Origin of the sequence: Streptomyces sp. CB01635 (genome assembly GCF_002803065.1) — a bacterium.
Lineage (GTDB): Bacteria > Actinomycetota > Actinomycetes > Streptomycetales > Streptomycetaceae > Streptomyces.
In genome coordinates this window covers 267,525-293,935 of record NZ_NNBL01000003.1, presented here as the reverse complement: position 1 = coordinate 293,935, position 26,411 = coordinate 267,525, and the positions used below count along the sequence as shown (strand labels likewise).

The following is a 26,411-nucleotide window of genomic DNA, read 5'->3' as shown; positions in this document are numbered from 1 at the left end:
GGCGTGGACGGACGCACTGTGCCCTGGCGCGACCGGGACGTGGTGACCGTCTGCGGCACCACCCTCGCCGGGCTCGCCCTGATCGTGACCGCCTGGTTCGGCGCAGGGGGCACGGTGTCGACGGCGCGGCAGGCGGCCTGGCTGAACCTCGGCGTCGCCGGGTTCGCGGTCTGCGCCGGCGGCCTCTGCCTGTGGCTGCTACGCGCCCGCCGCACGCTCGGCGAGCGCCGCATCTCGCTGATCGCCCTCGCTCCCGCGGACGACGACGAGGACACGTCCCCCGCGACGCGCACCCGCCGCAGCGGGCCGACGGACACCACGCTCCCCCTGCCGCTGGTGCGGGCCGAGGGCATGGACCGCGCGCACCACCCTGACTGCCCACTGGTGGCGGGCAAGGACGTGGCACCCGTCGGTGTCGGCCAGGTCGACCCGTGCGGGGTGTGTGCGGCATGAGTGATCTGCTGCCGTTCCTCGTCGTCGGCATCACCACCGGATCCGTCTACGGTCTCGCTGCCATGGGTCTGGTGCTCACCTACAAGACGTCGGGCATCTTCAACTTCGCGCACGGTGCCATCGCCGCCGTGTCCGCGTTCGTCTACTACGACCTGCGCACCCTGCGCGGACTGCCCTGGCCCCTCGCGCTCGCCGTCGCCGTGATCGTCGTACCGCCGCTCATCGCGCTGCTCATGGAACGCGTCACCCGCTCGCTGGCCGCAGGCACCGCGGCCACGAAGATCGTTGCCACCGTCGGACTGCAACTGGTCATCATGAGCGCGCTGCTCGCGGGCTATGGCGGCGCCGCCCTCGACTTCCCCGGCTTCCTGCCCACCGACACGGTCACCGTGATCGGAGTCAATGTCGGCATCGACCAGTTGACCTCGGCGATCGTGGCGGCGGTCTGCGCACTCGGGTTCTTCGCCTTCTTCCGGCTCTCCTCGATGGGCGTCCGGATGCGAGCCGTCGTCGACGACCCGGATCTCCTGGAGCTCTCCGGGACCAGCGCGTTCGCCGTGCGCAGCCGGGCCTGGCTCATCGGCTGCTGGTTCGCCGCCGCCTCGGGAGTCCTGCTTGCCCCTCAACTCGGTCTGGACGTCCTCCTGTTGACCCTCTTGGTGGTGCAGGCGTACGGGGCCGCGGCCGTCGGACTCTTCTCCAGCCTCCCGCTGACCTACGCCGGTGGACTGCTCATCGGCATCCTCGCCGCCCTCGCCACCAAGTGGGTGTCCCACTCCGAGACGTTCTCGGGGCTGCCGCCCGCGATGCCGTTCGTGGTGCTGTTCGTGGCGCTCCTCCTGGTCGGCCGCGGCAGACTCACCGAGATCGGCGGACACCGCCCGGCGCCGGCGTCCCGGCCGCTGGTGAGCCGTGCCACCGCGCGGATCCTGGCGGTCGCCGCGGTCGTGCTCGCGGCGGGCATACCGATCGTGGCCGAGTCCAAACTTCCCGTGTATTCGGCGGCGTTGGTGTTCGTGCTGATCTTCGCCTCGCTGCAGCTGCTTGTCCGCACCTCGGGGCAGGTCTCTCTCGCGCACGCCGCCCTGGTCGCGGTGGGCGCGTCGACGTTCTCGCATCTGGCGGTCGGCGCCGGACTGCCGTGGCTGATCGCCGTACTGCTCGCCGGGGCGGCCGCCGTGCCGGTGGGCATGCTGGTGGCGATCCCCGCGATCCGGCTCTCCGGCCTGTATCTCGCCCTGGCCACCTTCGGGCTCGGGCTGCTCCTCGAGCGGGCGGTCTACGGAACGTCGTGGATGTTCGGAGCCACCAACACGCTGCCCGCGCCCCGTCCCGGCCTCTTCGAGACCGACGCAGCCTTCTACTACGTCCTGCTCGCCTTCGCCGTCGCCGGATCCCTCCTCATCGCACTCGTCGGCCGCAGCCGGCTCGGGCGGCTGCTGCGCGCCATGGCCGACTCGCCGACGACGCTCTCCACCCTCGGCCTCGGAGTGAACGTCACCCGGGTCACCGTCTTCGCCATCTCCGCGTTCGTCGCCGGGGTCGCGGGGGCGCTGTACGCGGCCCAGGGCCAGTCGGCGACGGGCGCACCCTTCCTCTCGTACACCTCACTGACCTGGCTGACCGTCCTGGTGCTCTGCGCCGGCCTGCGCTCGGCGGGCCCGCCCCTCGCAGCGGTGCTGGTCGCGGTGGTCCCGGCGTACCTCACCAATGGCACCTTCGCCCAGGCGCTCCCGGTGCTCTTCGGCTTCGGCGCGCTCCTCGTCGCGCTGTACGAGGCGGGCGCTGCCCGGCGCCGCGGCACCGGGCAGCCGCCCGAAGAGCCGGCGGGTTCGCGGTCCGACGAGCGTCTCGATGCACCGGGCCCCGCGGCCCAGCGCCTGACGGCGGCCAGGAAGGCGCGTCGCGCCCAGGCCCGGCCCGCGAGGGTCCGGGTCGGCGCGGGACTGACGAAGGAGGTCGCGCGATGAGCGAGGGCAACGACTCCATGGGGCCGAGGGAGGCCGAGAGCGCGGCCGACGCGGAGTCGACGGGCCTGCAGATCAAGGACCTCACCATCCGTTTCGGCGGCAACACCGCCGTGGACTCGGCCGCCTTCGACGCACCCCTCGGCCGCGTCACCGGACTCATCGGCCCCAACGGCGCGGGCAAGACCACCACCTTCAATGCCTGCTCCGGGCTGCTGCGCCCCTCCCAAGGGGAGATCCACCTCTTCGGCAAGGACATCACCGGCCGCCCACCCGCCGCCCGCGCCCAGCTCGGCCTCGGGCGGACCTTCCAGCGGATGGACCTGTTCGACTCCCTCACAGTCGAGCAGAACATCGCCCTCGGGCGCGAGGCAGGACTGGCCCGCAGTCACCCCCTCAAGCAGCTCCTGTCCACCCCCGCCGAGACAAAGGCCGTGCGCGCCGCCACCGAGGGGGTCCTCGAACTGTGCGGCCTGCGCGCCCTGCGCCACGAGATCGCGGGCTCGCTCTCCACAGGGCAGCGCCGCCTCGTCGACCTCGGCCGGGTCCTGGCCGGCGACTTCTCGATGCTGCTGCTCGACGAGCCGTCGTCCGGCCTCGACACCGCGGAGACCGAGAAGTTCGGCGAGATCGTCACCAGGGTCGTGGCCGAACGCGGCTGTGGTGTCCTGCTCGTGGAACACGACATGGGTCTCGTCATGGCGGTCTGCGACTACCTGTACGTACTCGACTTCGGTCAGATGATCTTTGAGGGCACCCCGGCCGAGGTGCGCGCCAGCTCCGCCGTGCGCGCCGCCTACCTGGGATCGGAGGCCGCGTAGTGCTGGAACTCGACAACATAAGCGCCGGATACGGCGGCACACGCGTCCTGCGCGACGTCTGTCTGTGGCTCCCCCCGAAGTCCGTGGTGGCCCTGCTCGGCACCAACGGTGCTGGAAAGACAACCCTGTTGAGGGTCGCGTCCGGCCTCCTCACACCCTCCTCCGGACGCCTGAGCGTGGACGGAAAGGACCTCACGGGCAAGCGCCCGCACACCCTGGCCCGCAACGGTGTCTGCCATGTCCCCGAAGGGCGCGGGGTGTTCCCGACCCTGACCGTGAAGGAGAACATCCTCATCCAGGCGGCGGGCGGCGACCTGGACGAGGCCGTCGAGCGCGCCGTCTCCGCCTTCCCCGCTCTGAGCCAGAAACTCGGCCAGCTCGCGGGATCGCTGAGCGGCGGCCAGCAGCAAATGCTGGCGCTCGCCCACGCCTATGTCGCCGACGCCGACTACGTGCTGCTCGACGAGGTGTCGATGGGCCTCGCACCTGTGGTCGTCGACGAGATCTTCGAGTTTCTCGGCCGGCTGGCCGACGACGGCCGCGCACTGCTCCTCGTCGAGCAGTACGTCGCACGCGCCCTCGAACTGGCCGACTACGTCTATCTGATGAACCGCGGCCGCATCGAATTCGCCGGAGAGCCAGGAGAGTTGGACAGCGACCGGCTGATCGCCCAGTACCTCGGCGCCCACACCTGACCCCCGTCGGGCCCTGCCACCGACCGCAGCACGCGCATGACGCGCATGACTTCGTACCCGCTCCGTGGAGGAGACCATGATCCCAACCCGTACGCGCGCCACAGCGGCGGCCGTGGCGGCGCTGAGCCTGGTGCTCGCCGCCTGCGGCAGCCGGGTCGACCACGACACCGTCGTCCGTTCCGTCGGCGGCGGGGGCCAAGTCGCCACCGGGGCCGCCGGCGCGGACACCACCGTCGGCGCCGATGGATCGGCCGATGCCACATCGGGCGAGGCCGCGTCGGGTGACGCGGCGTCCGGGAGCGGGGCGGGCACCGGCAACGGCAGCAGCAGCGGCGGCTCCGCCTCGGGCAGCGGGGGCAAGACGACCAAGGGCGGCGGCGGGCCCATCGTCATCGGCAGCGTCGGGACGACCTCGGGGCCCGGCGGCGTCGCGTTCGCGCAGGGCCCGCGCGCCCTGCAGGCCTGGGCGGCGACCGTCAACGCGCAGGGCGGGATCAACGGGCGCAAGGTCCAGGTGATCGTCATGGACGACGGCGCCGACGCGTCCAAGGGCCGCAGCCAGATGCAGGAGCTGGTCGAGCAGCGCAAGGTGGTCGCGATCGTCGCCTCGTTCACCACCACGCAGACCATGAACGCCTGGAAGAGCTACGTCGAGAAGAAGAAGGTCCCCGTCGTCGGCGGAGACTGCTCGACCACCGCATGGACCGCGAGCCCGATGCTGTTCAGCGAGTGCCCCGGCACCAACTCCGCGCTCGACGGCCTCGCCCAGGTCGGCGCGAAATACGGCAAGGGCAAGAAGCTCGGCGCTCTCTTCTGCACCGATTCCGAGGCGTGCACGCATGTCCAGGACCGGTTCTTCGGCAGCGGCAAGGCGGCCGAGCGCTATGGCCTCGATCCCGTGTACAACGCGAAGATCTCGGTGACGCAACCAGACTTCACGGCCGAGTGCATCCAGGCGCGCAACGCGGGCGTCGAGCTGATGCTGGTCACCGGGGACCCCAACACCGTGAACAGGGTCGCCTCGTCCTGCAGCCGGCAGAACTTCACCCCGCAGTTCCTGCAGCCGGGCGCCACGGTGGACGGCGCCACCGCCTCCAAGCCCGGCCTCAAGGACGTACTCGCAGTGACGCCCGCGTTCCCCTTCACGGGCTCGGCAGCGGCGGGCTTCGGCCAGTTCGACTCCGCCTGGAACAAGTACGGCGGCGGGAAGGCGCCCGGCCCGGCGGCCGCGCAGGGCTGGGCCTCTGCGAAGGTGTTCGAGAAGGCGGCGCGCGGCGCGGGCGAGATCAGCAGGGCGGGTCTGATCAAGGAGCTCACCACCTTCCGCGGGCAGCGCTTCGACGGCCTGACCGTTCCGCTGACCTACGTCGCGGGCAAGGGGACCACCGACACCAAGTGCGCCTTCGGGATGCGCGGTTCGGGAGGCAGATGGACGGCGATGTCCGGTGGAAAGGCGTTCTGCTGGTGAGCCGCCCCATGGACCGTGCCACGGACCGCCGTACGAGGGGACGTACGGGACGTGACGGCCGAGGCACAAGCCGCGCCCGCGTCCGCGGCGGCACGCACAGATCACTGCTCTGGCGCCAGATCCTCAGCGGGGCAGTTGCCGTCGCCGCGACCGGCGGCATGGCGACGGCGGCGGTCTGGCAGCTTGCACTGTCGCCGGTGGCGGCCCAAAGTCCGTCCGCTGCGCCGTCCCAGGCGAGTGGCGGCAGCCCGCCCCTGTATCCCGATGCGCCGGTGGTCATACCGGGGACGCGTCCGGTGCCGTTGAAGGACAGGGGCGAGGGCGGCGACGCCGAAACACTGTCGGTGGCGGCGACGGCCTACGGGATTCCGGGCCGGGTCCTCGCGGCATACCAGGGCGCGGTGAAGGAGCTGGCGTCCGAGGCGCCGGGGTGCGGGATCAAGGTACCGCTGCTCGCGGCGATCGGCCGGGTGGAGTCCGGACATGCCCGTGGTGGGGCCCTGGACGCGCAGGGCCGTACCCGAAGTCCGATACTCGGCCCACGACTTGACGGCAGTCCGGGCGTGGCGGCCATCCACGACAGCGACCACGGTGCCTGGGACGGCGACCGTGTCTGGGACCGCGCCGTCGGCCCTGCCCAGTTCATCCCGTCCACCTGGCGGCGCTGGGGCAGCGACGGCAACGGCGACGGGGTACGCGACCCGCACCAGGTCGACGACGCCTGGCTGGCCGCCGGGCGGTATCTGTGCACGGCGGGCGGCGACCTGTCACAGCACGCCGGTATCCGTCAGGCCGTGCTCGCCTACAACCATTCCGATTCGTATCTGGAGCTGGTGCTGAGCTGGATGCGGGTCTACGCGCACCAAGCCGTCGCGACCGCCGGACACCCCGGCGAGCGCGAACCGTCGTACCAGCCGGACAAGGACGACCACGAGTCGAAGCAGCCCGCCACGCCCTCGGGGCAGAGCACCCCTCCGGGCGACAACGGGAATGAAGGGCACGAGTCGAAGCCGACGCTGCCCGGCCTCCCGACCGAGCGGCCCCCGTCCCACGATCCGAAACCGATCCCGCTGCCCTCCCTGCGGCTGCCGTCACCCGGGTACGGCCCGTCCCCCCTGCTCCCCTCACCCAAGGCGTCGTAGGACGCCGGGCTCACACGGGGCGGATCCGCCGGGCACTGCATCGGACGGCAGGGCGGAGGGCAGTGTCTTCGGCACTTCGGACGCCGTAGGAACGTCGGGGAGGCCGGGCTCCGCAGTGGAAGGCTGCTCAGGAAGTGAGGGAAGCCGCAGCTCGGACGGGACGCTCACCCGGGGCGGCGCCGACTCCCCCGCCGGCCCCGACAGCTTGAAGCCCAGGGCGTTGCGGCCCGCCGTCGGCGCACTGTTGCTGCGGCCCGGACGCACGCCGCGGCCGGGATCCGCGGCGGAACCGGTCGCGGAAGGCATCGCCTCGACGCCCCTGTCGGGCACGGACCCGGCCTGCGCCGGCTGCGTCTGGCGAACGGAAGACGGAGCGGGACGCGGCGGCGCGGGCCGAGACGGAGCCGGCACGGCGAAACCGAGAACGGCCACGGCCGCCGCGGTGGAGGCGACTGCTGCCGTGGAGGCGACCGCGGCCTGCCCGGCCGCGCCGAGTCGCCGCACCGGATACCCACACGACCAGGCGGCCAGGGCGGACAGAGTGCCGGCCAGCGTGTGGCGCAGAGTGCGCCGGGCTCGGGCAAGGAGCGACTCCACCGTGCGATAGCTGAGCCCCATCCGCCGGGCCACCTGACCCACGTCAAGATCCTCGGCCCTCAGGCGCAGGGCCTCGGTCTGCCGGGCCGGCAGCTCCCCGCTCCTGCGCGCCAGCCACCTCGCCTCGTCCCGGTCGCAGACCGCCTCATCGAGCGGGGCCGCGACCGCAGCGGCGGCCACGGCCCGACGGCCCGCCTCCACCTCCCGGCGGACCTGCTGATACCGGTCGGCACACAGCCGCACGGTTACGGTCTTCAGCCAGTCGCCGAGCCGGTCGTCGTCCGACTCGGGCCGCTCCACGGCACGTAGCATCGCCTCTTGCACGGCGTCCTCCGCGTCCTCCGCACTCACGGATCTGCGGCGCGCCACCGTCAGGAGCTGCTCACGGTGACTCCAGATGCGCGGCCACCGCTCGTCACCACCGCGTGGCGCCCCTCGCCTCGTGCTCCACGGGTCTGTGGCCATCGGGTCCTCGCACCTCGCCCTCGCGAACCAGCGACTCTCACCTGGGGCGCAGACCATAGCGTCCAGCCGACGCAATCGGGAGACCGAACGCGAAGCCGTTCCGGGGCTCGACGTCCAGTGCCTACGACGTCAGCGTTACGTGCGGGGTGTTCACGCTGGGGCACGTCCCTCCGGTCGCCGTGCGCAGCTCAACGCCTGCCGCTGACCGGCCGAGCAGAGGCGTGAGGTTCGCGGCGTCGTCGAAGGACTCCTCGGCCTGCACATCGCGCGACGCCGCGCACGGCTCTGACGCGGTTCCAGCGGCCGGACCGGTCCTCGGCTCTGCTCAGGACGTCTTCCTGGTCCTCGTGGCAGACTGCTTCCCGCTTTTGCTTCTGCCGGCGGAGCCCGTCGTGCTGCGCCTTGGTTTGGCGGGCACGCTCTTTCGCGCTGTGGCCTTTTCCGTGCCCGCGGCCGTCCGCGATGGCGCTGTCCGGGTCGGGGCCGTCGGCCACTTGAACTCGATCTCCAGCTCGATCTCGCCGTTGCCGACCTCGACCTCCACCTCACTGCGAAGGGCGTCGGGAACCCGCAGGCTCAGCGTCGCGGAACCGAGTTCCAGTTCGGCATCCCCGCCTTCCCTCAGTGCTGCTGCGAGCGCCGAGAGCTGGTCAGCCGCTTCAAGGCGTGACAGCGAGCGCTTCTGCTCAAATTTGAGGTCCTTCATAGGTGTCTCCGGTCCAGTGACGGCCCGGGTGTGGGGCCGCGGCGCGAGGACATCAGGACAAGCCCCTGCCTCATCGCTCCGACGGGCTGGGTGCGGCGCACAGCGCCCAGATCACGAAAGCGTTGATCGCGATCAGGACGATGGCCCACAACGGTGCGTAGGGGGCCCACAGGAAGTTCGCGAGCATGGCCAGGCCGGTCAGCACAACGCCGACAACCCTGGCCCAGGTGGCGCCCGTGAACAGGAGGGCGACTCCGACGAGAGCGATGATGACGCCCAGGATGAGATGGATCCAGCCCCATGCGGTGAGATCGAACTGATACACGTAGTGGCGGGTGACGACGAACACGTCGTCCTTCGCGATGGCCGCGATGCCCTGGAAGAGCATCATCAGGCCGCCGAAGACCATGAGGACGGCGGCGAAGACCAGCCAGCCGCTGCCTATGCCTGTGCTCGGCGAACTCCTCGCCGTACCCGAGCCTGTTCCACTCACGTTGCTGGCCATTGCCGGCTCCTTCGCGTCGTACGGCCTCGCGCAACCGCGCGTTCATGCTCGGCCGATCGGGCTCCTTCCAATCTCTGCCCGCGGGGATCACTTCGCACCTCGGGGTGCCTGACCGGCAGCGCTCGGTGAGTGGTTCCCGGACCATCCGCGCAGGTCAGAGTGGCGCACCGTGCTGGACGCCTGCCCCCATGTCGCGGCGAGCCTTGCGTCCCCTGCGTGAGGCCCGGAGGGGTTCTAGGGTTGAAGCGAGGCCCCACCCAAGCGGAACTCGGTTCCTTCCGCCTCACATCACCCTCGGGCTTGGAACTCGCCAGGAGGACGTGCGACATGTCCACTGCATCCGAAACCCCTGTCCTGGACACCTTGGCCGCCATGACGGTCGATTCGATCGAGCGTTGCGGGCTGACCCCGGACATGCTCATCCTCACGCGCATCGCGGCACTCGCCGCCTCGGACGCCCCGCCGATCTCCTACGCGGCCCACATCGACCCCGCTCTCAAGGCCGGCCTGACCGCCGAGCGGCTGCAGGACGTCCTGGTCGCCATCGCGCCCATCGTGGGCACCGCCCGCGTCATGGCGGCAGCGGGCAACATCACCGAGGCACTCGGCATCGCCATCGCCGTCGCCGATGCCGAGATCGAGGCCCAGGGCTGAGAGCAGAGGCCCACCCGGCATCGAGATCCGCGCGGCCGGCATCGGGCGTAGCGCCCCGGCGCGGCCCTTCTGAGCCGAGGTGCCCTGTGCCGGGCGTTCCAGCGGCCGCAGGAGCAGGGCCGCAGGACCAGACAGGAGGGTCTTCGATGTCCCAAGAACGCGATCACGGCGATGCTCGCGTCACCCCGCACCACGCCCGAGCCTGGCGGGCTTTGATCGGCTACTCGGCCGGGCGTTCCCGAAACGCGTCGGCGTGATCGGAGACCCACTGACGAAACGTCCGTGCCGGAACTCCGAGGACGTCGGCCACAGTCGAAGTCACATACGCCGGGCGTCCGATCGTCGCACCCCATGCATCGAGCAGCATCTCCACGACCGGACCCGGCCAGATGTCTTCCGTCGCACGCCGGAACTCTTCGGGCGAGAGCTCCTCGAACGGGATCTGCTGGCCGAGGACGCTCCCGATCACGCCCACTTGCTCCGCCTGGCTCAGCGACTCGGGGCCGGTGAGGACGTAGTCACCGCCGGCGTGCCCTTCCTCGTAGAGGGTGCGTGCCGCCACGGCCGCGAGGTCGCGCTCGTCGATCGGTGCGGTCTCGGCCGCGCCGTACGGCCACCGGACGACGCCGCCGTCACGGATCGTGGGCGCCCACCACAACCGCGCGTTCGAGGTGAACATCCCGGGCCGGATGAACGTCGACTCGAGTCCGGCGGCCGTGATCAGGCGCTCGATCTCGGCGTGCATGCGAGCCATGGGGTTCGGCTGCTGGAAGAAGGGGTGGTCGGTCCGGTGTGGCGAGGAGAGAAAGACGACCCTCCGCGCCCGCGACGCGAGCCGCTCGATGACGGCCTCAGCGGTGGCAGGAGGCGCGGTCCACAGGAGGAACACCGAGCGCACGCCCTGCAGCGCGGGGTCGAGCGACTCGGGCTCGGTGAAGTCGCCCGCCACGACCTCGACATGTCCCGGCAGCCCGGCTGCCGCAGGGTTGCGCGTGAGCGCGCGTACCGGCACACCTGCAGCCAAGAGCTCGGCGATCACCGCGCGCCCGATTCGGCCAGTGGCTCCCGTCACCAGGACGGGTTGCATCGTGCCCGGCTCGTTGTACGTCTGTTGTGCACTGCTGGTCACCAGGACTCCCGAACTTCTGTCTGACCTACCCCGCCATGGCGCAGAAAGAGCATCACATCGAGGGCGAGGTCAGGTGCCGTCTTTCCGTCGAGATTAACGCAACCAGGTTAAATTCTTAACCTGGTTTCATGTGGTCGTCGCTCCGTCAGGTTTTGCCACAGCCGCTAGCCGGGCGATGCCCCGCCAGACCTCAAGGGTCAGCATTCCTGAGCAAGACCAAGATCGACCGCAGTGCGCGGGCCCGTGCGGCACAGCCGCCCCCGTCCGAAGGTGCCCCTCCCGCCTGACGGCAGAGTCACGTCAGGCCGCGCGGGCGGTCGGCGAGGGAACGCGGGGCGAGGAGCGGGATGGCTGTCACCGAACCTACGGGGCGGGGGCGGACTCAGGGGCGGCGCAATCCCGCGCAGGTGAAGGCGGACACCCCCGGCGCCTCGAGTCGCTCGATTCAGCGCCCGGCGGGCACCATCTTTGCCCCCGCCCCGGATCGGCGGTCCAGATCGCCCCACCGTCTCCGTAGGGGGCAGGCCATGCGCTTCGCGCCTTCGAACGACTCTTCGCCGTCGGGGAGTTGGCCTTCGGCCCGGCTGTTCGGCGGCACGAGCGCCTCGACCGTCAGCGTTGTGACGTCGATCCGCCGGCCCAACTCGGCACACCTGTACGGAGGTTACGTGCGCGGCTCCGGCATGCGCGAGCCCTCCGCCGGCAGGGCTCGACGGCCTGGGGCCCAGCTGCAGTGCGGTGCAGACCACGGGAATATCAACCCCGGACGCTCGTCAATGGGCGACGTGGACGCAAACGACTCCACGTCGCCCATTACCGCTGGTGGGCAGACCCGCGTTCACGCCTAAGGCGCCCACTCAGGTGCGATGGCCGCCGCCTGCTCCACCATCAGCGCAGCGCCGTGGCATTGGCGGGGGAACCGACGCCGCCGGTGAGGTGGAGTGGCTTCACGGTGAGCAGGCTGTCCCAGCGGCCGGTGGCCCGGCAGTCGGCGGCCAGGCCGGTCAGGTTCCACAACTCGCCCAGGGGAAGGCCGAGTTTGGCAATCAGTTCCTGGTGCATCATCCCGGCGTCCTCGGGTGCGCTCTCCAGGTAGTCGCTCTCCGGCAGCACGGGCAGGACTTCGACGGCGAAGGTGTCGGTAGCCATCAGGGCGATCCGGTGGTCCCAGCACCAGGCGGCGAAGGCGCGGGACTGAGCGAAGCCGGTGGCTCGTCTGGCGGCTCGTGTCTCGGCGCGGGTGGCAGGGTCTGTGGTGAGGTACCAGTGCGCCCAGCCGGTGTGGACGAGGACAAGGTCGCCGTCCTCGACCGTGCAGCCCTGCGCATCGAGTGCCTCGTCGAGCAATGCCGCTGTGAGGGCGGGGCCGGTGGCGTGGTCGAGCGGGGTGCCGCGCTCGCGGAACAGGCCCTCGATGTCGATGAGGAGGCCACGTCCGGCCAGGGGTGTCTCGGCCCACAGCTGGACTCCCAGGCGCGGGCTGCGCGGGGCGATCTCGTGGTCGGGTACTCCGTTGTAGAAGCCGTGCCCGGAGGCGCGGCGGTGGCGCAGTCCATCGATCTGGGTGCTTGCCTGAAGGTGGAAGTTGTCCAGGACGTCGTCGCGGGCCTCGTCATGCTTGGCGGTGATGTGGTGGTGGGGGATGCCGCGCGCCTGGGCCATGGGTGGGTCGAAGGCGTCCAGAGGATAGTCGAGGTTGAGCGCACGTCCGTCGCGTACGCACTGGGTGGCACGCCGGATCTGCGGTGGGCCCGCGAAGTTGGCCATGCCGCGTTCGGGCTGGTCGGCGAAGAGATGCCAACTGGATCCGGGGGGTGCGTCGGTGCGGTGGAGGAGGTCCTCGTGGGTCTGCGGGGGCAGCGGCACGGATGCGGCTTTCGGTCAGGGGCAGCGGGCGGCGACGGCCTCCGCCGCGTGGCGGACTTCGGTGATGATGCGCGGGTGATCGCTCTCGGGCAGGTCACTGCTGGGGCCGACGATGCTGAGGGCGCCCAGCAGCGTGTCGCCCTTGAGGATGGGGGCACTGACGGAGGTGACGTCCAGGACGCGTTCCCCCTGGGCGAGGGCGTAGCCGTCGTCGTGGACGCGGCGCAGTTCGGCGACGAGTTCCTCGGCGGTGACCTGCTGGCCGGAGGCCCGGCTGAAGGGCGTCGCGGCGGCGACGACGACTGCTTGTTCGTCCTCGGGCAACCAGGCCAGGAGCGCCTTTCCGGCGCCCAGATGCAGGGGCAGCTTGTCTCCGATGGGCAGTTGGTAGCGCAGCGGGTTGCGGCCTTCGACGCGGGCGATCGGCACCCGGGCGGAGCCGACCCGGACGAACAGGGTCGGGGTGAGTCCGGTGGTGGCGGCCAGTTCCTGCAGGACGGGCAGGGCCACCGGGCTGAGTCGGTTGTTGACCAGGAAGGCGTGGGCGGTGGCGACGGCGGCGGGGCCGGCCACGTAGCCGGATTCCTCCTTGGCCGCGTACCCGCGGTCGACCAGGACGTTGAGGATGCGTTGGGCGGTGGCCACGTGCAGCTCCGCGCGGCGGGCAAGTTCGCTCAGGCGCAGCGGGTGACGGGCGTCCTCCAGGACTCCCAGCACATCGAAGGCCCGGTCGACCGAGCGCATCGGATTGGCGGAGGTGGTGGCCATGGGTGGTGGGCTCCTGGGTAGCCGGCACGGCACCCGGTGTGCCGTCGTCCGATAAGTGTTATCAGACTGGCCGATGGCGGTACGAAGGGTCGCCCCCGCCGTTCCCTGTCACGACGTGGCGGGCGGCTCACCTATCGCGGTCCATGACCTGTCGCGGGCTGCAGGTCACGGGGGTCTGCAGGCGCCGTCGGCAAGTCCTCCGTTTTCAGGTACGAGAGGACGAAGGCGATCAGTCCGCTGACCCCGGCGACGATGAACGTGGGCGGTCCGGCGTGCTCCTCCACGGCGGCAACCCAGTCGGCGTTGCCCAGGGCGATGCCAAGGAGCTGGCCCAGGACGATGACGGCTCCACCGGCCAGGAAGCCGATGACGCTGACGCGGAAGAGGATGTGGAGCGATCGGATGGGCATGGTGGCCTCCGGTTCAGACGGGCAGGACGCCGGTGGCCACGGCGGCGCCGATGAGCAGGATGGGTATGCAGTAGTAGGTGAGCAGGGGCATGTAGGTGCGTGCCGGGTCGACGCCCGCGATACCGCTCGCGACGTAGATGGGCGCTCCCGACGGGGGCGAGGCACCCTCGGTCGAGGCGAAGATCAGGACCGCGACGCAGGCGGCGGCCGGGGAGACACCTGCGCCGGTCAGCGCAGCGACCGCGACGGGGCCGATGGCGGCCATGGTGGCGCTGGCCGTCAGCGGAATCGCGACGCCGACGACGAGAAGCCCGACGACCAGAGCCATGACCCACAACGGCGCGTCCACCCCGGACAGGAGGTCGGTCAGCTGCCCGGCCAGGCCGAGTTCGCCCAGTGCGCCGGCCGCGGCGAACGCGGCGATGATGGTGACGCCGAGGACTCCGAACTTCGGAGCCACCCCGCCCAGCAGGTCCCACCAGCCCTGTCCGGTGCGCGGCAGATGGCGACGGCCGAGCAGCAGCACGATGGCGATCATCAGGACGGGTATCCAGGTGATCAGGCTGATCGCGTCGGACATCTTCACGCCGTCGACGTGGTGGCCCAGCGCACCGGCGACCGGCCCGCGGGTCAGCAGCAGCGGCACCACGATCCCGCCGAACAGCAGCAGACTGGTCCAGCCCGCGCCCAGGGTGCGGCGCAGCGGCTTGAGTTCGCCGGTGTCCACCGCTTGGATGCCGTGGCGGCGGATCATGATGAACGCGGCGATCAGTCGGTAGCCCAGACACCACAGCCCGCCGATGAAGAGCGGGAGCACGATGTCGTCGGTGGACACCACCGAGGCAACGCCGGCGGAGCCCATGAGGATGAACATGGTGGAGCTGAAGGGGAAGGTGACGCCCATGCCCGCGCCGCCGGCCGCAACGGTGGCGGCGAGTTCGCCGCTGACGTTCGAGCGTTTCATCCACGGGATGGTCACCGAGCCGACGGCCGCGGTGACCGCCGCACCGACGTGGGCGATGGCACCGAACACGCCCGACGCCACGGTCGAGGTGTAGATGGGGCCGCCGCGCAGGCGGCCGAGGAGCGAGTTGAGAATGTCCAGGAGATGGTCGAGGACCGGGGTGCGCGCCAGCACGTAGCTCATGAACACGAAAGCGAGCGCGGCGAAGGTCACTTCTTCCTGCATCGCCTCGGCCAGGCTGGTCCACAGCACGTGCCCGATGTCGCCGCCGGAGAACATGCCCGTGACCAGGAATCCGACGACCAGCGCCTCACCGATATTGCGCTTGAGCACGGAGTTCCACACGAGGATGGCCGCGATGTAGCAGCCCAGCGCCCATACGGCGATCACGACGCGTCTCCTGTTCCGGTGGTGCTGCCCGCGGTGGCGCGGATCTGCGCGCGGCGGCCGGCCTCGTCCGCTTCGACGGCACGAGCGGCAGCAAGCACCGACTCTGCCTGGTCAGAGGCGACCACGGCCACTCCGTCACTGTCCGCTACGACCAGGTCACCCGGCCGGCACACGAGCCCGCCGAGCGCAACGGGCACGTTGACGTGCCCGGGGCCGAACTTGTAGGGCCCGGCGGGGGTCACTGCTCGGGCCCACACCGGAAAGCCGATCTCGGCGAGCACATCGATGTCGCGGGCCGCGCCGTCCAGCACCATGCCGACCACGCCACGTGCCTTGGCACGCTCGGCGATCAGTTCACCGATCAGGGCACGAGAGGTGTCACCTTCCCCGTTGACGACGATGAAGTCCCCGGGCGCCGCGATCTTGATGGCCTCGTGGATGGCCCGGTTGTCGCCGGCCCGCGTCCACACGGTCAGGGCCCGTCCGATCGCCCGTGCCCCCGGCCACAGCGGCCGGATCCCCGAGTCGAGCAGGGCCAGGCGGTCCACCGCGTCGCCGATGTTCGCCGTGGCCACATCCCGGTGCGCGGCCAGAAGTTCGTCCGTGACCTGCGGCACGTCACGCAACCCTTCCGGGCGGGCGGCCAAGGTGTGTACGTGACTGATCGCGCGGGTCAGTTCGGCGTCGAGGTCGAGGTCGGCCATCAGGTCCGCGGCGGCCGACACCTCGAAGGCCCGGCGCGCACCGTGTTTGGCGGTCCCTGCGTACAAACGCTGCAGCGTGCTCTCACCGCCCGCGAGCTCGGCGGCGATCTGCCCGCGCACCCACAGTTCGTCACCAGCCGACCGGCCGGCCTCCACGGTCTGCGTGATGACCGCGCCCAGGCCCTTCATGAACACACTGCGCAGCAGCTTGCGGGCCGAGGCCGCTCCCGGCTCCCCGCCCAGGTCCTCCACTGGTGCCCCGATCGCGCCGAAATAGTCGGCGACCACGGTGGCACCCGGACCACTGGTCACCAGCGCGGTGCGATGCCGGTACGTGGGCACTGAGCCGATCACCGACACATCCGCGAACACGGCCTTCGACGAGGCGCTCACAACCTGCGCGATCTCCCCCTTCAACCCGGGCGCGGCGGCGTTCATGTCCGCGTACACCGTGGCGGCCCCCAGAGACGGGGCCGCTTCCCGGGCCACCGTCAGCGCGGCCCTGGCTCCGGTCAGACCGAGCACCAGATCGCAGTCGCGCACGGACGATTCGACAGTGTCCGCCCGCTCCACACCCGCGGGCGTGGGCACGTCCCCCGGGTCGAATCCGGTCACCGACCAGCCGTTCTCCAGGAAGCCGGTCGCATACAGGCTTCCCGCCTCGCCCAGTCCGAGCACTCCGACACGCATGCGTGGCCTCCTCGCCCCCACCGGGGGTTTCTCATTGTGTGATAATGCTTATCGCTTGATGAGCAAGGTGGATGTTGCCTGCGTGTGAAGCCCGCGTCAAGAGATGGAGAATGATCGATCAAATCGCCTGCCGGGCGGCCGCCGGCCTCGTCGCCCGACCGCGACCTCGAAGTGACGTGGTCACGAGCCGAGTTGATTCGGTTCGGACTGTCCGGCGATTCGCTGTTGATGCCCGGCTGCTCCCCCAGCGCGCTCTCGATGCCGGGCGTCTTCCACTGCGCCGACGGTTACGCAGCGACCAGCTTCGACCTGCTGCCACCGCAGATGGACCGGACAGAGACGGGCAGGGCACCCGGCGCCGCCGCCGCGGGCGGGCAAGAGGGCGGACGGCTCGGCCGCGTACGCGCGACGGGTATCCCGCTTACCCGCAGCAGGCGAAGTACGGCGGGCGGGGCGACAGGGACAACGCCACGAGCTACCTCGCGTACGCCCCGGAGGGAAAGACCGAGGGCGACGCCTGCCAGTGGGCGGGCGCGCCGTTCCGGTCCGGATACCAGGAGTGGTGCGCAAGCAACGACGGGCTGAGCACGGCCTGCACGCGTCGCAGGACGCGAAGCCGACTCCGGCGGCCGTGCGTTCGGCATACCGGGAGCGCGGCCCGCGTGATCAGCCGGTGGGCGGCTCGCCCCAGGGCTGTTCCAGCGCGGACCGCAGCGCCGCGACCACGTCCTTGCCGATGCGGTCGGCGAGTTGATCCTCAAGGCGGTCGAGGGCGCGCCGGGCTCGGTCGTGGGTCCGGCGCCCCTCCGCGGTGCGGCGGATCAGCCGGCGGCGGGCCGACGCGGGGTCCGGCACCTGCTCCAGGAGCCCGGTGGCGACGAGGGAGTGCACGGCCTGATGCACGGTCTGACGGGTGACACCCATCCGGCGGGCCAGTTCGGAGACGGTGGTGCCGCCCTGGTCGAGTGCGGCGAAGAGCTGCACCTGGGGCGGCGTGACCGCCGGCACCCCCTCCGCCGCCAGGGCGGCGAGCAGCCCCTCCTCGAACCAGCGCCGGGCCTCGCCCAGGAGTTGCGGCAGGTCACGTCCGGTGCCGGTCATCGCTCCCTCTCCCTCACGGGTCGTGGGCGTCCCGTACGGCACTTGCCTCCGACCCCGTCACGTGTCAGGGTACCTGACGTATGTCGTCAGGCAACCTGACATAGAGAGGTGAGCCGTCATGACCATGGAGTACGCCACGCGCTACCGGAGCGCGTCACGTATCCCCGCGGAGCCGGGCAAGCCGTACGTCATCGAGAAGGGCGAAGGCGACCGGGCCCATCTGTTCGCGGACCTGATCACCGTCTACGCGGGCGGTGAACAGACGGAGAACACGTTCAACTTCTTCACCTGCGAGGGGCCGAAGGGCGACATCATCCCGGCCCATCTGCACGAGGACACGTACGAGGTCTTCTACGTGACCCACGGCGCGGTCCGCCTGTTCGTCGAGGACACCGAGGGCGCGCAGCAGGAGCGGCTGCTCGGTCCGGGCGACTTCGGCTTCGTGCCGAAGAACTGCCCGCACGCCTACCGCATGGAGCGCCATCACTCCCAGGTCGTCGGGGTGGCGGCCGGACCGCACGGCACCTTCGAGCGCTTCTTCGAGACGCTGGGCACCCCGGCCGAGCAACTCGGCCTGCCGCGCGAGCCGTTCGTGCCCGAACCGTCGAAGTTCGCCACGGTCCCACGCGAGTACGACGTCCGATTCCTGCCCGACCATCAGTGGCGGACCAAGTGACCCGGACGCTACGGGAGTTGATCGCCGCGCCGCACCCGGACGTCGGTCCGCTGCCGCCGGCGGCAGAGCACCCTGCCGGGGTGCGTGTGCTGCGCGGCGTCCCGTACGGGGTCCTGGAGGGCAGCCGGCCGCTGGAGCTCGACCTCTGGCTGCCGCCCACGCCGGAACCCCCGCGCCCCTCCCCCGTCGTGCTGTTCGTGCACGGTGGGGCGTGGCGGCGGGGTCGGCGCGACGACATGGGTCTGCACACGCGCGCGTGGGACCCGGGTCCCTTCGAGCTGATCGCGGCGGCCGGGTTCACGGTGGCCTGTGTGGACTACCGGCTCAGCGGTGAGGCGACGTTCCCCGCACCCCTGGCCGATCTGCGCACAGCACTGCGCTGGCTGAACGTGCGCGCGCCGGAACTCGGCACCGACCCGCGCCGTACGGTGGTGTGGGGCGAGTCCGCGGGCGGACATCTGGCCTCACTACTCGCCCTCACCCACGACGAGCCGCCGCTCGCGGGGGCCGTCGTCTGGTACGGGCCCGCGGATCTGACCTCGGCCCGCGACCCCTTCGACCCCGCCGACGCGGCCACCCCTGAGGCGCTGCTGCTCGGCGCCGCGCCTGCGGACGCAGCCCAACTCGCCCGTGCGGCCAGCCCATTGAAGAACGCGCATGCGGGTGCCCCGCCCTTCCTCGTCGTCCATGGGGAGGACGACTCGATGGTGGCGTGCTCGCACGGCCGGGACCTCGCCGCGGCACTGATCGGTGCGGGAGCACCCGTCGAACTGTGGACGATTCCCGGCGCCGATCACGGCTGGCACGGTCTGGACCAGGGCTCCGTGACCCAAATCTTCACCCGATCCCTGGAGTTCGCACTGAGGGTGGCTGGGAGGCCTGACTCGGTTGCCGGGAACAATGCCACCCTGTAGATGACATGGATGACGCCGAAAGAGAGGGAGAGGGCCGGCAATCCGTCCAGGGGGCCGGTTACCGCGTTCGTTCGCGCCGTTGAGCAACGGCTGCACAAGCCGCACCTACTTACCGAGCACCTCTCCGGCAAGCCGGTCACCTCCAACTGCGGGACGATGCCCCGGCCAACCCTGCCCCCAGCCAAGCAGGTCCACCGGGGGCGCAACTGCCCCCGGTGGAGTGGGTGCTTCGCCCACCGGCGCCATCCCCCAAGGACGGCCGGTCCCGCGTCAGTGCCGCAGCAGGCCGAGGTCGACCGCATCGGCCATGGCCTTCATGCCCGCGTCGTCGGGGTGTATGTGATCGCCCGAGTCGTAGGCGGGGTTGAGGGCCGAGGGGTCCGCGGGGTCGCGCATGACCCGGTCGAAGTCGATGACGCCGTCGAAGGCGCCGCCGGTGCGCATCCAGTCGTTGACGCTGCGGCGGAGCTCCTCGGCGGCGGGCGTGTAGTAGCCGTTGCCCTTGACCGGCATCAGGGTCGCGCCGATGACACGGACACCGGCGGCGTGCGCCTCGTCGATGAGGGTGCGCCAGCCGTCGATCAGATCCTGCGCGGTCAGTGGTCTGCCGTCGGGTCCGGCGTTGTTGCCTATGTCGTTGATGCCTTCGAAGAGAATCACGTCTTTGACGCCGGGCTGACCGAGGGCGTCGTGGCGGAACCGCTTCAGGGCACTGACACCCTGCCAGAGGTTGGGGACATCGGTGAGCACGCGGTTGCCGCCGATACCGGCGTCGACGACGCTCAGCCGCTGCGGGCCCGGCTCGGCCTCCAGGCGGCGGCCGAGCACGTCGGGCCATCGGGTGTAGGTACCGGTCGAGGAGTGGTAGCCGTCCGTGATGGAGTCGCCGAACGCGACGACGGTGCCCTTCGCCGTCGGAGACAGGACGTCGAGACCCGCCAGGTAGTACCAGGAGGTCGTGGTGGTGACGAAATCGGCCGCGCTCTCGTCCCCCGCGTGGTCGCCCGAGGCCGTGTACGTCGTGTCGAAGGCGTCCGAGTGCCAGGTCGACATGCCGGTCGCGCCGGGCACGTAGAGGCTGACGAGCAGGTTCTGGCCCGCCCGCACCGAGATCGGGACGACGTCACTGACGGCCTCGCCGCCGGCGGGGAGCGTGACGCGGTCCGAGCCGCCGAAGGTGATGCGCCGGGCGGTACCCGGCCTTGCCTCGCCGCCGTGCGCCTGGACGGCGACGTTCGCGGCCGCCACCTCCAGCGGGCCGGGGCTGTAGCGGTTCGAGAGCGTGATCCGGGCGCGCGATCCCGCCACGCTGCTGTGCACCACCATGCGAATGGTCTGGTTCTCGAAGGACGGGCCGCCGGTCGTCATGCTCGGCGACCAGGCGCTCACCCGGGTGCCCGGGGCGTGCGCCGACGGCGTGGCGGCTCCCGCGGTGCCCACTGGCGCGACCGCCAGGGCGAGCGCGAGCAGCGTTCCGAACAGGGGCCACAAAGGTCTGCGGCGGGCGCGGCTGCGCACCGCTCGGTGCGGCTGATCGAGGGTCATCGGCACTTTCTCCGCTCTTCTCGACGTTCTTCCAGGCGTTCGGGTCGAAGTTCTTCTCGACGTTCTTCTCGACGTTCAGGTCGTCGTTCAGGGACGTGCGTTCTCGGGAAGGCGCGGTGCAGGGCAGGGCGCCCGCGAGGCCGGGCGCCCTGCCGTGCACCGGTCGTACCGACCGGTTCAGCCCTGGAGGTCCGTGAGCCTCATCGACTGACCGGGCCGCAGGGTGACAGTCGTGCTGCGTCCACCCGCGGTGACGGTGGTGCTGCGCCCCCCGACGCTGTGCAGCGTCGCCCGACGTACGCGGCCTCGCTCCCAGGTCATGTCAACGGTGAAGCCGCCGCGGGCTCCCACGCCCTCGATCGAGCCGGATTCGGCCCAGGCGTCCGGGAGCGCCGGCAGCAGTTCGATGTGGCCGGGGCGGGAGTGAACGAGCATTTCCAGCATCGCGGTGGGTGTGCCGAGGTTGGCGTCGATCTGGAAGATCGCCCGGGTGTCGGAGACCCGGTACATGTCGAAGAAGTTCATGGCCGTGCCGGTGTCACCGCCCGCCCAGGGCTTCAGGTTCGTCAACAGCAGCCGGTAGGCCTTGTCGGCGTCCTTGAGCCGCGCCCAGCACGCTGCCCGCCACGCGCAGGCCCACCCGTAGCTCTCCATACCGCGCGAGGTCAGCAACTCCCGTGCGCCCTTGAGGAGTTCGGGGTCACCGGCGTCCGGGCGGATACGGTCGCCGGGGAACAGGTTGATGAGCGGCGACAGATGGCGATGGGTGGTCTCGCCGAGGTCGTCCTCGCTCATCCACTCCTCGAGACGGCCGGACTTCGGGCTGACCTTCGGGAGGTAGAGGCGGTCACGCAGCTTCCCGATGGCGGCGGCGTGGTCGGCGTCGCGGCCGAGAGTACGGCACGCCTGCTCGTAGTGACCGAAGAGGGACCACAGGAGTTCCTGGGTGTACGTGATGCCGCGGGCGTCCTGCGGGCCCTGTTCCGGCGACCAGTCGTGATCGTCGATCAGGACCTCGCGGCCGTCGACGGTCGTGGTGATCAGGCGTGCTTCCCAGAATTCGCAGGCACCCTTGAGGAGCGGCATGATCCGCGCCAGGTACCGCGCGTCCTGCGTGTACTCGTAGTGCTCGTAGAGGGACTCGCACAGCCAGGCGTTGCCCGCCGGGTGCCACCACCAGCCCAGGCCGCCGTAGGGGTTCGTGGAGAAGGCGACCGTCCAGCCCGCGACCTTGCCGGAGGTGTTGCGGTAGCGGTTGCGGGAGTCGTTGAACTGCTTCTGCGTCACCTCGCTCCACGCGGGGAGCTGGGCCAGGCAGTAGTCGGCGAAGGCGGGGAAGGTGTCGCCGAGGCCGGCCCGGTCGGCCAGCCAGTAGTTCATCTGAAGGTTGATGTCGGTGTGGTAATCGCCCATCCAGTCCGGGGTGTTGCCCTCCAGCCACAGCCCCTGCAGCCCCATGGGCAGCCCGTCGCGCGAGCCGCAGATGGTCAGGTAGCGGCCGAACTGGAGGTAGCTCGCCTCGAGTTCCGGGTCGGGCGCCGATCCGTCGGCCGCGCGGGCCTTCAGGCGCGTCCACGTGTCCATCCGGCGCTGCCCGCCGCTGGAGCGGCCGAGGTCGAGGGTGAGCCGGCCGTAACGGGCGCGGTAGTCGGCGACGTGCGTGTCGCGCAGCCGTACGGCCGAAGTCCGGGCCGCCGCGAGGGCCTTGTCCTGGGCGAGGGCGAGCGGGTCCGCATCCGGGTTCCGGTAGCCGGTGGCGTGGTCCGGCGCATAGTCCGTGCCGCCGCTGATCACGAGCGTGACCTCGGAGCAGTCGGTGAACGTGACGCGGGTTCCGGTGGCGGTGATCGCCCCGTCCCCGGCGGCGGTGACCGCGGCGGCGTAGCGCAGCTTGTTGCCCAAGGCGGCGGAGAAGGAGGCGAGGTTCCGGTCCTTGTCGACGCCGGTCGTCTCGCCGTGGGTGCCGGAGAGGATGACGGCGCCGGTGAGGGAGCCGCCGCCGCTCTGGCGGAGCCGGACGACGATGGTGTCGTCGGGCGCGCTGGCGAACATCTCCCGCGTGTAGCGGACCTTGTCCTTGGTGTACGTCGTGGTGACGAGGCCGTTGCTGAGGTCGAGGGTGCGGCGGTAGTCGGTGACGGCGGAGCGCTCATGCCCCGGCAGGTACAGCATGACGCGGGCGAGCAGTGTGAAGCTGCCGAAGTCATCGCGCCCGTACGGGAATTGGCCGTCGCCGTCGAGGGTGGTGTTGGCGCCGCCCGTCCACAGGGTGGCGTCGGTGACGTGCAGGAGTTCCCGGGCCGGGTCGGCGCCGACGAGGGCACCGAGGCGGCCGTTGCCCAGCGGCAGGCCCTGCTCGATGAGGAGGTCCTCGTCGGCGGGCTCGGGGTACCACAGGGTCGTCGCCTCGCCGGCCGGTACCAGCGGGGACGTGGTGGGGCGGCGCGGCGCGGCGTGCGCGGTGAAGGCGGGCAGGGCGCTCAGCGCGAGGGCTCCGCCGAGGCCGAGCACCAGGCGTCTGGAAGGTCCGTTGCTCATGTGCGGCTCCTTGGACGTGACGGGCGGTCAGGAGAGCTTGATCAGGCGGGAGCCGTGGGCCGGGACGGCGGTGGCGGTCCAGGAGCCCTTGGCGGTGCCGAGGTCCTTGCGGGCGACGACGTCGCGCAGGTTCTGGGGGCGCTTGATGCCCAGGTCCTTGAGGTCGACCGTGATGTCGGTGGCCTCGGAGCCGAGGTTGTAGACCGCGAGGTAGGTGGCACGGCCCGTCTTCTTCGTCCACACCTGCGTGTCCCCGGAGCGGATCTGCCTCGGCAGGACGGCGGCCTGGTCGACGGCGATGACCTCGGGGTTGGTCAGGATGGCCTTGGCCTTGTCGTCGAGGAAGTAGATGTCGCCGCCGACGTACAGCGGGGACGAGGCCATCGACCAGAAGGTCATGACGGTCTGCCGCTCCGTGTCGTTGATGCCGTCCTGGAGTCCGCTGCCCGAGTTGTTGTTGATCGGCATCGAGTCGAGGTCGCCGAGGTAGCCGGGGGCGGACAGCTTGGGCAGCCACTTGGGCAGGTCGGCGAAGCGGTCGTCGACGGAGCTGGTCCACGTGCTGGTGGTCTCGCAGTAGCACTCGATGTCGGTGTCGACACGGACGCCGTTGGCGTAGGGCCGCAGGCCGTCGCCGGCCTCGAGGTCGACGGGCCAGGCACTGGCGGACAGCCACATGCTGCGGCCGCTGTGGTCGATGGCGGTGGACCAGGCCTTGATGTCGGCGACGTTGTCCTTCGTCACGCCGTCGATCTTGATGAAGTCGATGCCCCAGGAGGCGTACCGCGCGACGATCGAGTCGATGTACTCCTGGGCACAGGGATTGCTGTAGTCGATCTTCCAGCTGCCGCCCCACTTGTTGGTCGGGGTCAGCGGCTTCACGGCGATGTCCTGCGCATGACAGTCAGTGCCGAGGATCGGCGCGTTCTTGTCGTAGACCTCCTTCTCCAGTCCGGCGGCGCCGTACAGACCGAGCTTGAGGTCCTTGCCGTGGACGTAGTCGGAGAGCGACTGCATACCGCTGGGGAAGCGGTCCTTGTCGGCGTTCGGGATGCCGTTGGCGTCGGTGTGGAAGTTCCAGTCGTAGTCGAAGTTCCAGCCGGCGTCGATGTTCAGGTTCCGGTAGCCGGCCGAGGACAGCTTGCTGCTGAGCGCGTCGGCGGCGTTCTTGATGTTGCCCTCGTTCAGCCAGTGCGTGCCGTAGCCGGCGCGCGAGGAGGACTCGACGCTCCAGCTGCTCCAGCCCATGAACGGCTTGACGTAGGGGGTCTTGGCCTGGGCGGTGCCGGTGGACAGGGCGAGGGTGAGGGGCAGGGCGCAGGCGGCGGTGAGTGCCGCGCGTCGGGTCGTTCTGGTCGTACGGGTCACTGGAAGTACCTCCGGTACAGGGGAGAGGGCGTTTCAGGACTTGAGACCGGACATCGCTATGCCCTGGACGATGTGGCGCTGGGCGACCAGGAACATGATCACGAGCGGGAGGATCGCCACGACCGTCCCGGCGAACAGCTCGGGCAGGTTGACGGTCTGGGAGGTGAGGAAGCTGGAGAGGGCGATCTGCACGGTCCAGCTCTCGGGGTCCTGGCCGATCATCAGGGGCCACAGGAAGGAGTTCCACGCCTCGATGAAGGACAGTGCGCCGAGGGAGGCGATCATCGTGACCGAGTTGGGCAGGATGATGCGCCCGTAGACACCGAGGTAGCTGAGGCCGTCGAGGCGGCCCGCCTCCTCGATCTCGGCGGGGAAGGACAGATAGAAGCTGCGGAAGAGCACGACGGCGAAAGCGTTGAACAGGCCGGGTGCGATCAGGCCCCACATCGTGTTCACGCCGCCCATCGAACCGACCACGACGAACGTCGGCAGGAAGGTCACGGCCTGGGGGATCATCAGCGTGCCGACGATGAGCGAGAGGACGACCCCGCGACCGGGCACGTTGATCCGGGCAAGGGCGTACCCGGCCATCGAGGCGAGCAGCGTGGACACCGGGGCCGAGATCACCGCGATCAGCAGTGAGTTGGCCAGGGACCGGCCGAAGGGACGCTCCGGGTTGTTGAACAGGGCGCTGAAGGTGTCCCAGCTCAGCGCGGACGGCAGCCAGTGCCAGTCGGTGGCGGTGACCTCCGGCGTCGTCATGAAGGCGTTGCGCAGAAGCACGTAGAACGGGATCAGGAAGACCACGGACAGCAGGCACAGCACCAGGTACGTGGCGGCGGAGCCGAGCACGCTCCCTCGGTAACGGTTCATGGGTTCAGTCCTTGTCCGATCAGTCCTTGTCGCGGGAGAACCCGAGGATCCGGCCCTGGAGGAGTGTGACCAGCACGATCAGGAGGGTGAGCAGGAAGGCACCGGCGGAGCCGACGCCGTAGTCCTGGTCCTGGAGGGCGACGCCGTAGAGGTGCATGAGGGGAGTGCGCACAGGTTCGCTGCCGAGCGAGGCACCGGTGGAGAAGATCGCGTAGAACTCGTCGAAGGCCTGGAGCGCGGCGATGAGCATCAGCAGCAGGATCGCGACCGACGTGTTGCGCAGCATGGGGAAGGTGATGCTGCGGAAGGTGCGCCAGGCGCCGGCGCCGTCGAGGGCCGCGGCTTCGTACAGGTGCTGCGGAATGGACTGGAGCCCAGCGATGAACAGGATCATGTAGAGGCCGACTTGGAGCCAAAGGCGCAGCGTGACGAGCACGATCCAGTACAGGGGCGGGCTCTGCGTCTGGATCCATGGCGTGGGGTCGACGCCGAACAGCGCGCCGAGCGTGTTCGCGAGGCCGGACGGCACACCGCTGAACAGGGCCATCTTCCAGATCATCGCGGCGGCCACGTAGCTGACCGCCGCGGGCAGCAGGAACGCCGTGCGGAAGAAGGCCCGGCCGCGCCGAACCCGGTTGACGAGGACGGCGAGGCCCAGGGACGCGGCGAAGGTGATCGGCACGATCATCGCTGTGAACAGCACGATCATCGTGAGCGAGTCGCGGAACCGCTCGTCGCTCAGGAGCTGTTGGTAGTTGTCGAGACCGACCCAGGTACCGAGGGAAATGGTGCGGCGGGCCTCACTGAAGCTGAGCAGGAAGCTCCAGCCGATGGCCACGTAGCGGAAGACGCCGAGGCCGATCAGCATCGGGGCGGTGAGGACCACGAAGGCGAGGGCCTTCGAGCGTCGCTCTGTCAGCCGCCGGCGACGCGGCGCCGTGGCGGGCGCCGGGCGGGCGGCACTCCCCTGCAAGGGCGTGGTGCCGGTGGCGGTCATGACGG

At 70.4% G+C, this 26,411-nt stretch carries 24 protein-coding genes; 9 read left to right on the top strand and 15 right to left on the bottom strand.

The window, feature by feature from the left end; translation table 11 throughout:
- Positions 1–3 precede the first annotated feature (3 nt).
- The 6 genes from CG723_RS09535 (at position 4) to CG723_RS09510 (ending at position 6,546) form a co-directional block, all read left to right on the top strand.
- The gene (locus tag CG723_RS09535; RefSeq protein WP_159032420.1) at positions 4–453 is read left to right on the top strand and encodes a hypothetical protein; all 450 of its coding nucleotides are present in this window, start codon (positions 4–6) and stop codon (positions 451–453) included.
- The gene (locus CG723_RS09530; protein WP_159032419.1) at positions 450–2,423 is read left to right on the top strand and encodes a branched-chain amino acid ABC transporter permease; all 1,974 of its coding nucleotides are present in this window, start codon (positions 450–452) and stop codon (positions 2,421–2,423) included. The genes CG723_RS09535 and CG723_RS09530 overlap by 4 nt, the downstream gene beginning before the upstream one ends.
- Complete coding sequence (locus CG723_RS09525; protein ID WP_100592839.1) at positions 2,420–3,241, top strand: ABC transporter ATP-binding protein; 822 nt, start codon at positions 2,420–2,422, stop codon at positions 3,239–3,241. The genes CG723_RS09530 and CG723_RS09525 overlap by 4 nt, the downstream gene beginning before the upstream one ends.
- A complete protein-coding gene (locus CG723_RS09520; protein ID WP_100592838.1) occupies positions 3,241–3,936 on the top strand; it encodes an ABC transporter ATP-binding protein in 696 nt (231 codons plus the stop codon). Before CG723_RS09525 ends, CG723_RS09520 begins: the two co-directional genes overlap by 1 nt.
- Before the next feature lie 76 nt (positions 3,937–4,012).
- Positions 4,013–5,404, top strand: a complete 1,392-nt coding sequence (locus CG723_RS09515) for an ABC transporter substrate-binding protein (protein ID WP_100592837.1) — start codon at positions 4,013–4,015, stop codon at positions 5,402–5,404.
- A gap of 296 nt (positions 5,405–5,700) precedes the next feature.
- Entirely contained in the window at positions 5,701–6,546 is an 846-nt protein-coding gene (locus CG723_RS09510; protein WP_100592836.1) for a lytic transglycosylase domain-containing protein, read from the top strand.
- On the opposite strand, the gene CG723_RS09505 is transcribed toward CG723_RS09510, so the two are convergent.
- The 3 genes from CG723_RS09505 to CG723_RS09495 all read right to left on the bottom strand — a co-directional run bounded on the left by CG723_RS09505 (position 6,529) and on the right by CG723_RS09495 (position 8,819).
- Entirely contained in the window at positions 6,529–7,608 is a 1,080-nt protein-coding gene (locus CG723_RS09505) for an RNA polymerase sigma factor (protein WP_100593780.1), read from the bottom strand. The two genes, CG723_RS09510 and CG723_RS09505, sit on opposite strands and share 18 nt — an antisense overlap.
- A 325-nt stretch (positions 7,609–7,933) precedes the next feature.
- Complete coding sequence (locus CG723_RS09500; protein ID WP_100592835.1) at positions 7,934–8,314, bottom strand: amphi-Trp domain-containing protein; 381 nt, start codon at positions 8,312–8,314, stop codon at positions 7,934–7,936.
- 70 nt (positions 8,315–8,384) lie between these two features.
- Positions 8,385–8,819: a DUF7144 family membrane protein gene (locus tag CG723_RS09495; protein WP_100592834.1), complete on the bottom strand. Its 435-nt coding sequence runs from the start codon at positions 8,817–8,819 to the stop codon at positions 8,385–8,387.
- 327 nt (positions 8,820–9,146) lie between these two features.
- Here CG723_RS09495 and CG723_RS09490 point away from each other — a divergent pair, with 327 nt between their 5' ends.
- Positions 9,147–9,473, top strand: a complete 327-nt coding sequence (locus tag CG723_RS09490; RefSeq protein ID WP_100592833.1) for a carboxymuconolactone decarboxylase family protein — start codon at positions 9,147–9,149, stop codon at positions 9,471–9,473.
- A gap of 220 nt (positions 9,474–9,693) precedes the next feature.
- On the opposite strand, the gene CG723_RS09485 is transcribed toward CG723_RS09490, so the two are convergent.
- The 7 genes from CG723_RS09485 to CG723_RS09455 all read right to left on the bottom strand — a co-directional run bounded on the left by CG723_RS09485 (position 9,694) and on the right by CG723_RS09455 (position 17,495).
- Positions 9,694–10,602 (bottom strand): NAD(P)H-binding protein, encoded by a 909-nt coding sequence (locus CG723_RS09485; protein WP_324902806.1) that lies wholly within the window; start codon positions 10,600–10,602, stop codon positions 9,694–9,696.
- A gap of 888 nt (positions 10,603–11,490) precedes the next feature.
- Positions 11,491–12,468, bottom strand: a complete 978-nt coding sequence (locus tag CG723_RS09480) for a cyclase family protein (RefSeq protein WP_100592832.1) — start codon at positions 12,466–12,468, stop codon at positions 11,491–11,493.
- A gap of 15 nt (positions 12,469–12,483) precedes the next feature.
- On the bottom strand, positions 12,484–13,236 hold the full coding sequence (locus CG723_RS09475; RefSeq protein ID WP_100592831.1) for an IclR family transcriptional regulator: 753 nt from the start codon (positions 13,234–13,236) through the stop codon (positions 12,484–12,486).
- A 131-nt stretch (positions 13,237–13,367) separates the two neighbouring features.
- Positions 13,368–13,646 (bottom strand): hypothetical protein, encoded by a 279-nt coding sequence (locus tag CG723_RS09470; protein ID WP_100592830.1) that lies wholly within the window; start codon positions 13,644–13,646, stop codon positions 13,368–13,370.
- A 13-nt stretch (positions 13,647–13,659) separates the two neighbouring features.
- Positions 13,660–15,000, bottom strand: coding sequence for a TRAP transporter large permease subunit (locus CG723_RS09465; protein WP_100592829.1), 1,341 nt, complete (start codon positions 14,998–15,000; stop codon positions 13,660–13,662).
- Positions 14,997–16,394 (bottom strand): DUF1932 domain-containing protein, encoded by a 1,398-nt coding sequence (locus CG723_RS09460; RefSeq protein ID WP_107489194.1) that lies wholly within the window; start codon positions 16,392–16,394, stop codon positions 14,997–14,999. Before CG723_RS09460 ends, CG723_RS09465 begins: the two co-directional genes overlap by 4 nt.
- A 666-nt stretch (positions 16,395–17,060) precedes the next feature.
- Positions 17,061–17,495, bottom strand: a complete 435-nt coding sequence (locus CG723_RS09455; RefSeq protein ID WP_100592828.1) for a MarR family winged helix-turn-helix transcriptional regulator — start codon at positions 17,493–17,495, stop codon at positions 17,061–17,063.
- 118 nt (positions 17,496–17,613) lie between these two features.
- Here CG723_RS09455 and CG723_RS09450 point away from each other — a divergent pair, with 118 nt between their 5' ends.
- On the top strand, positions 17,614–18,171 hold the full coding sequence (locus tag CG723_RS09450) for a quercetin 2,3-dioxygenase (protein ID WP_100592827.1): 558 nt from the start codon (positions 17,614–17,616) through the stop codon (positions 18,169–18,171).
- On the top strand, positions 18,168–19,085 hold the full coding sequence (locus CG723_RS09445) for an alpha/beta hydrolase (protein ID WP_100592826.1): 918 nt from the start codon (positions 18,168–18,170) through the stop codon (positions 19,083–19,085). The genes CG723_RS09450 and CG723_RS09445 overlap by 4 nt, the downstream gene beginning before the upstream one ends.
- Before the next feature lie 270 nt (positions 19,086–19,355).
- Here CG723_RS09445 and CG723_RS09440 read toward each other — a convergent pair whose 3' ends face one another.
- The 5 genes from CG723_RS09440 to CG723_RS09420 form a co-directional block, all read right to left on the bottom strand.
- A complete protein-coding gene (locus CG723_RS09440; protein ID WP_100592825.1) occupies positions 19,356–20,630 on the bottom strand; it encodes an SGNH/GDSL hydrolase family protein in 1,275 nt (424 codons plus the stop codon).
- 177 nt (positions 20,631–20,807) lie between these two features.
- On the bottom strand, positions 20,808–23,168 hold the full coding sequence (locus CG723_RS09435; RefSeq protein WP_100592824.1) for a glycoside hydrolase family 95 protein: 2,361 nt from the start codon (positions 23,166–23,168) through the stop codon (positions 20,808–20,810).
- 27 nt (positions 23,169–23,195) lie between these two features.
- On the bottom strand, positions 23,196–24,536 hold the full coding sequence (locus CG723_RS09430) for a glycoside hydrolase family 27 protein (RefSeq protein WP_199841709.1): 1,341 nt from the start codon (positions 24,534–24,536) through the stop codon (positions 23,196–23,198).
- Positions 24,537–24,569: 33 nt separating this feature from the next.
- A complete protein-coding gene (locus tag CG723_RS09425) occupies positions 24,570–25,409 on the bottom strand; it encodes a carbohydrate ABC transporter permease (RefSeq protein ID WP_100592823.1) in 840 nt (279 codons plus the stop codon).
- Positions 25,410–25,428: 19 nt separating this feature from the next.
- Entirely contained in the window at positions 25,429–26,406 is a 978-nt protein-coding gene (locus tag CG723_RS09420) for a carbohydrate ABC transporter permease (RefSeq protein ID WP_100592822.1), read from the bottom strand.
- Positions 26,407–26,411: the final 5 nt, after the last annotated feature.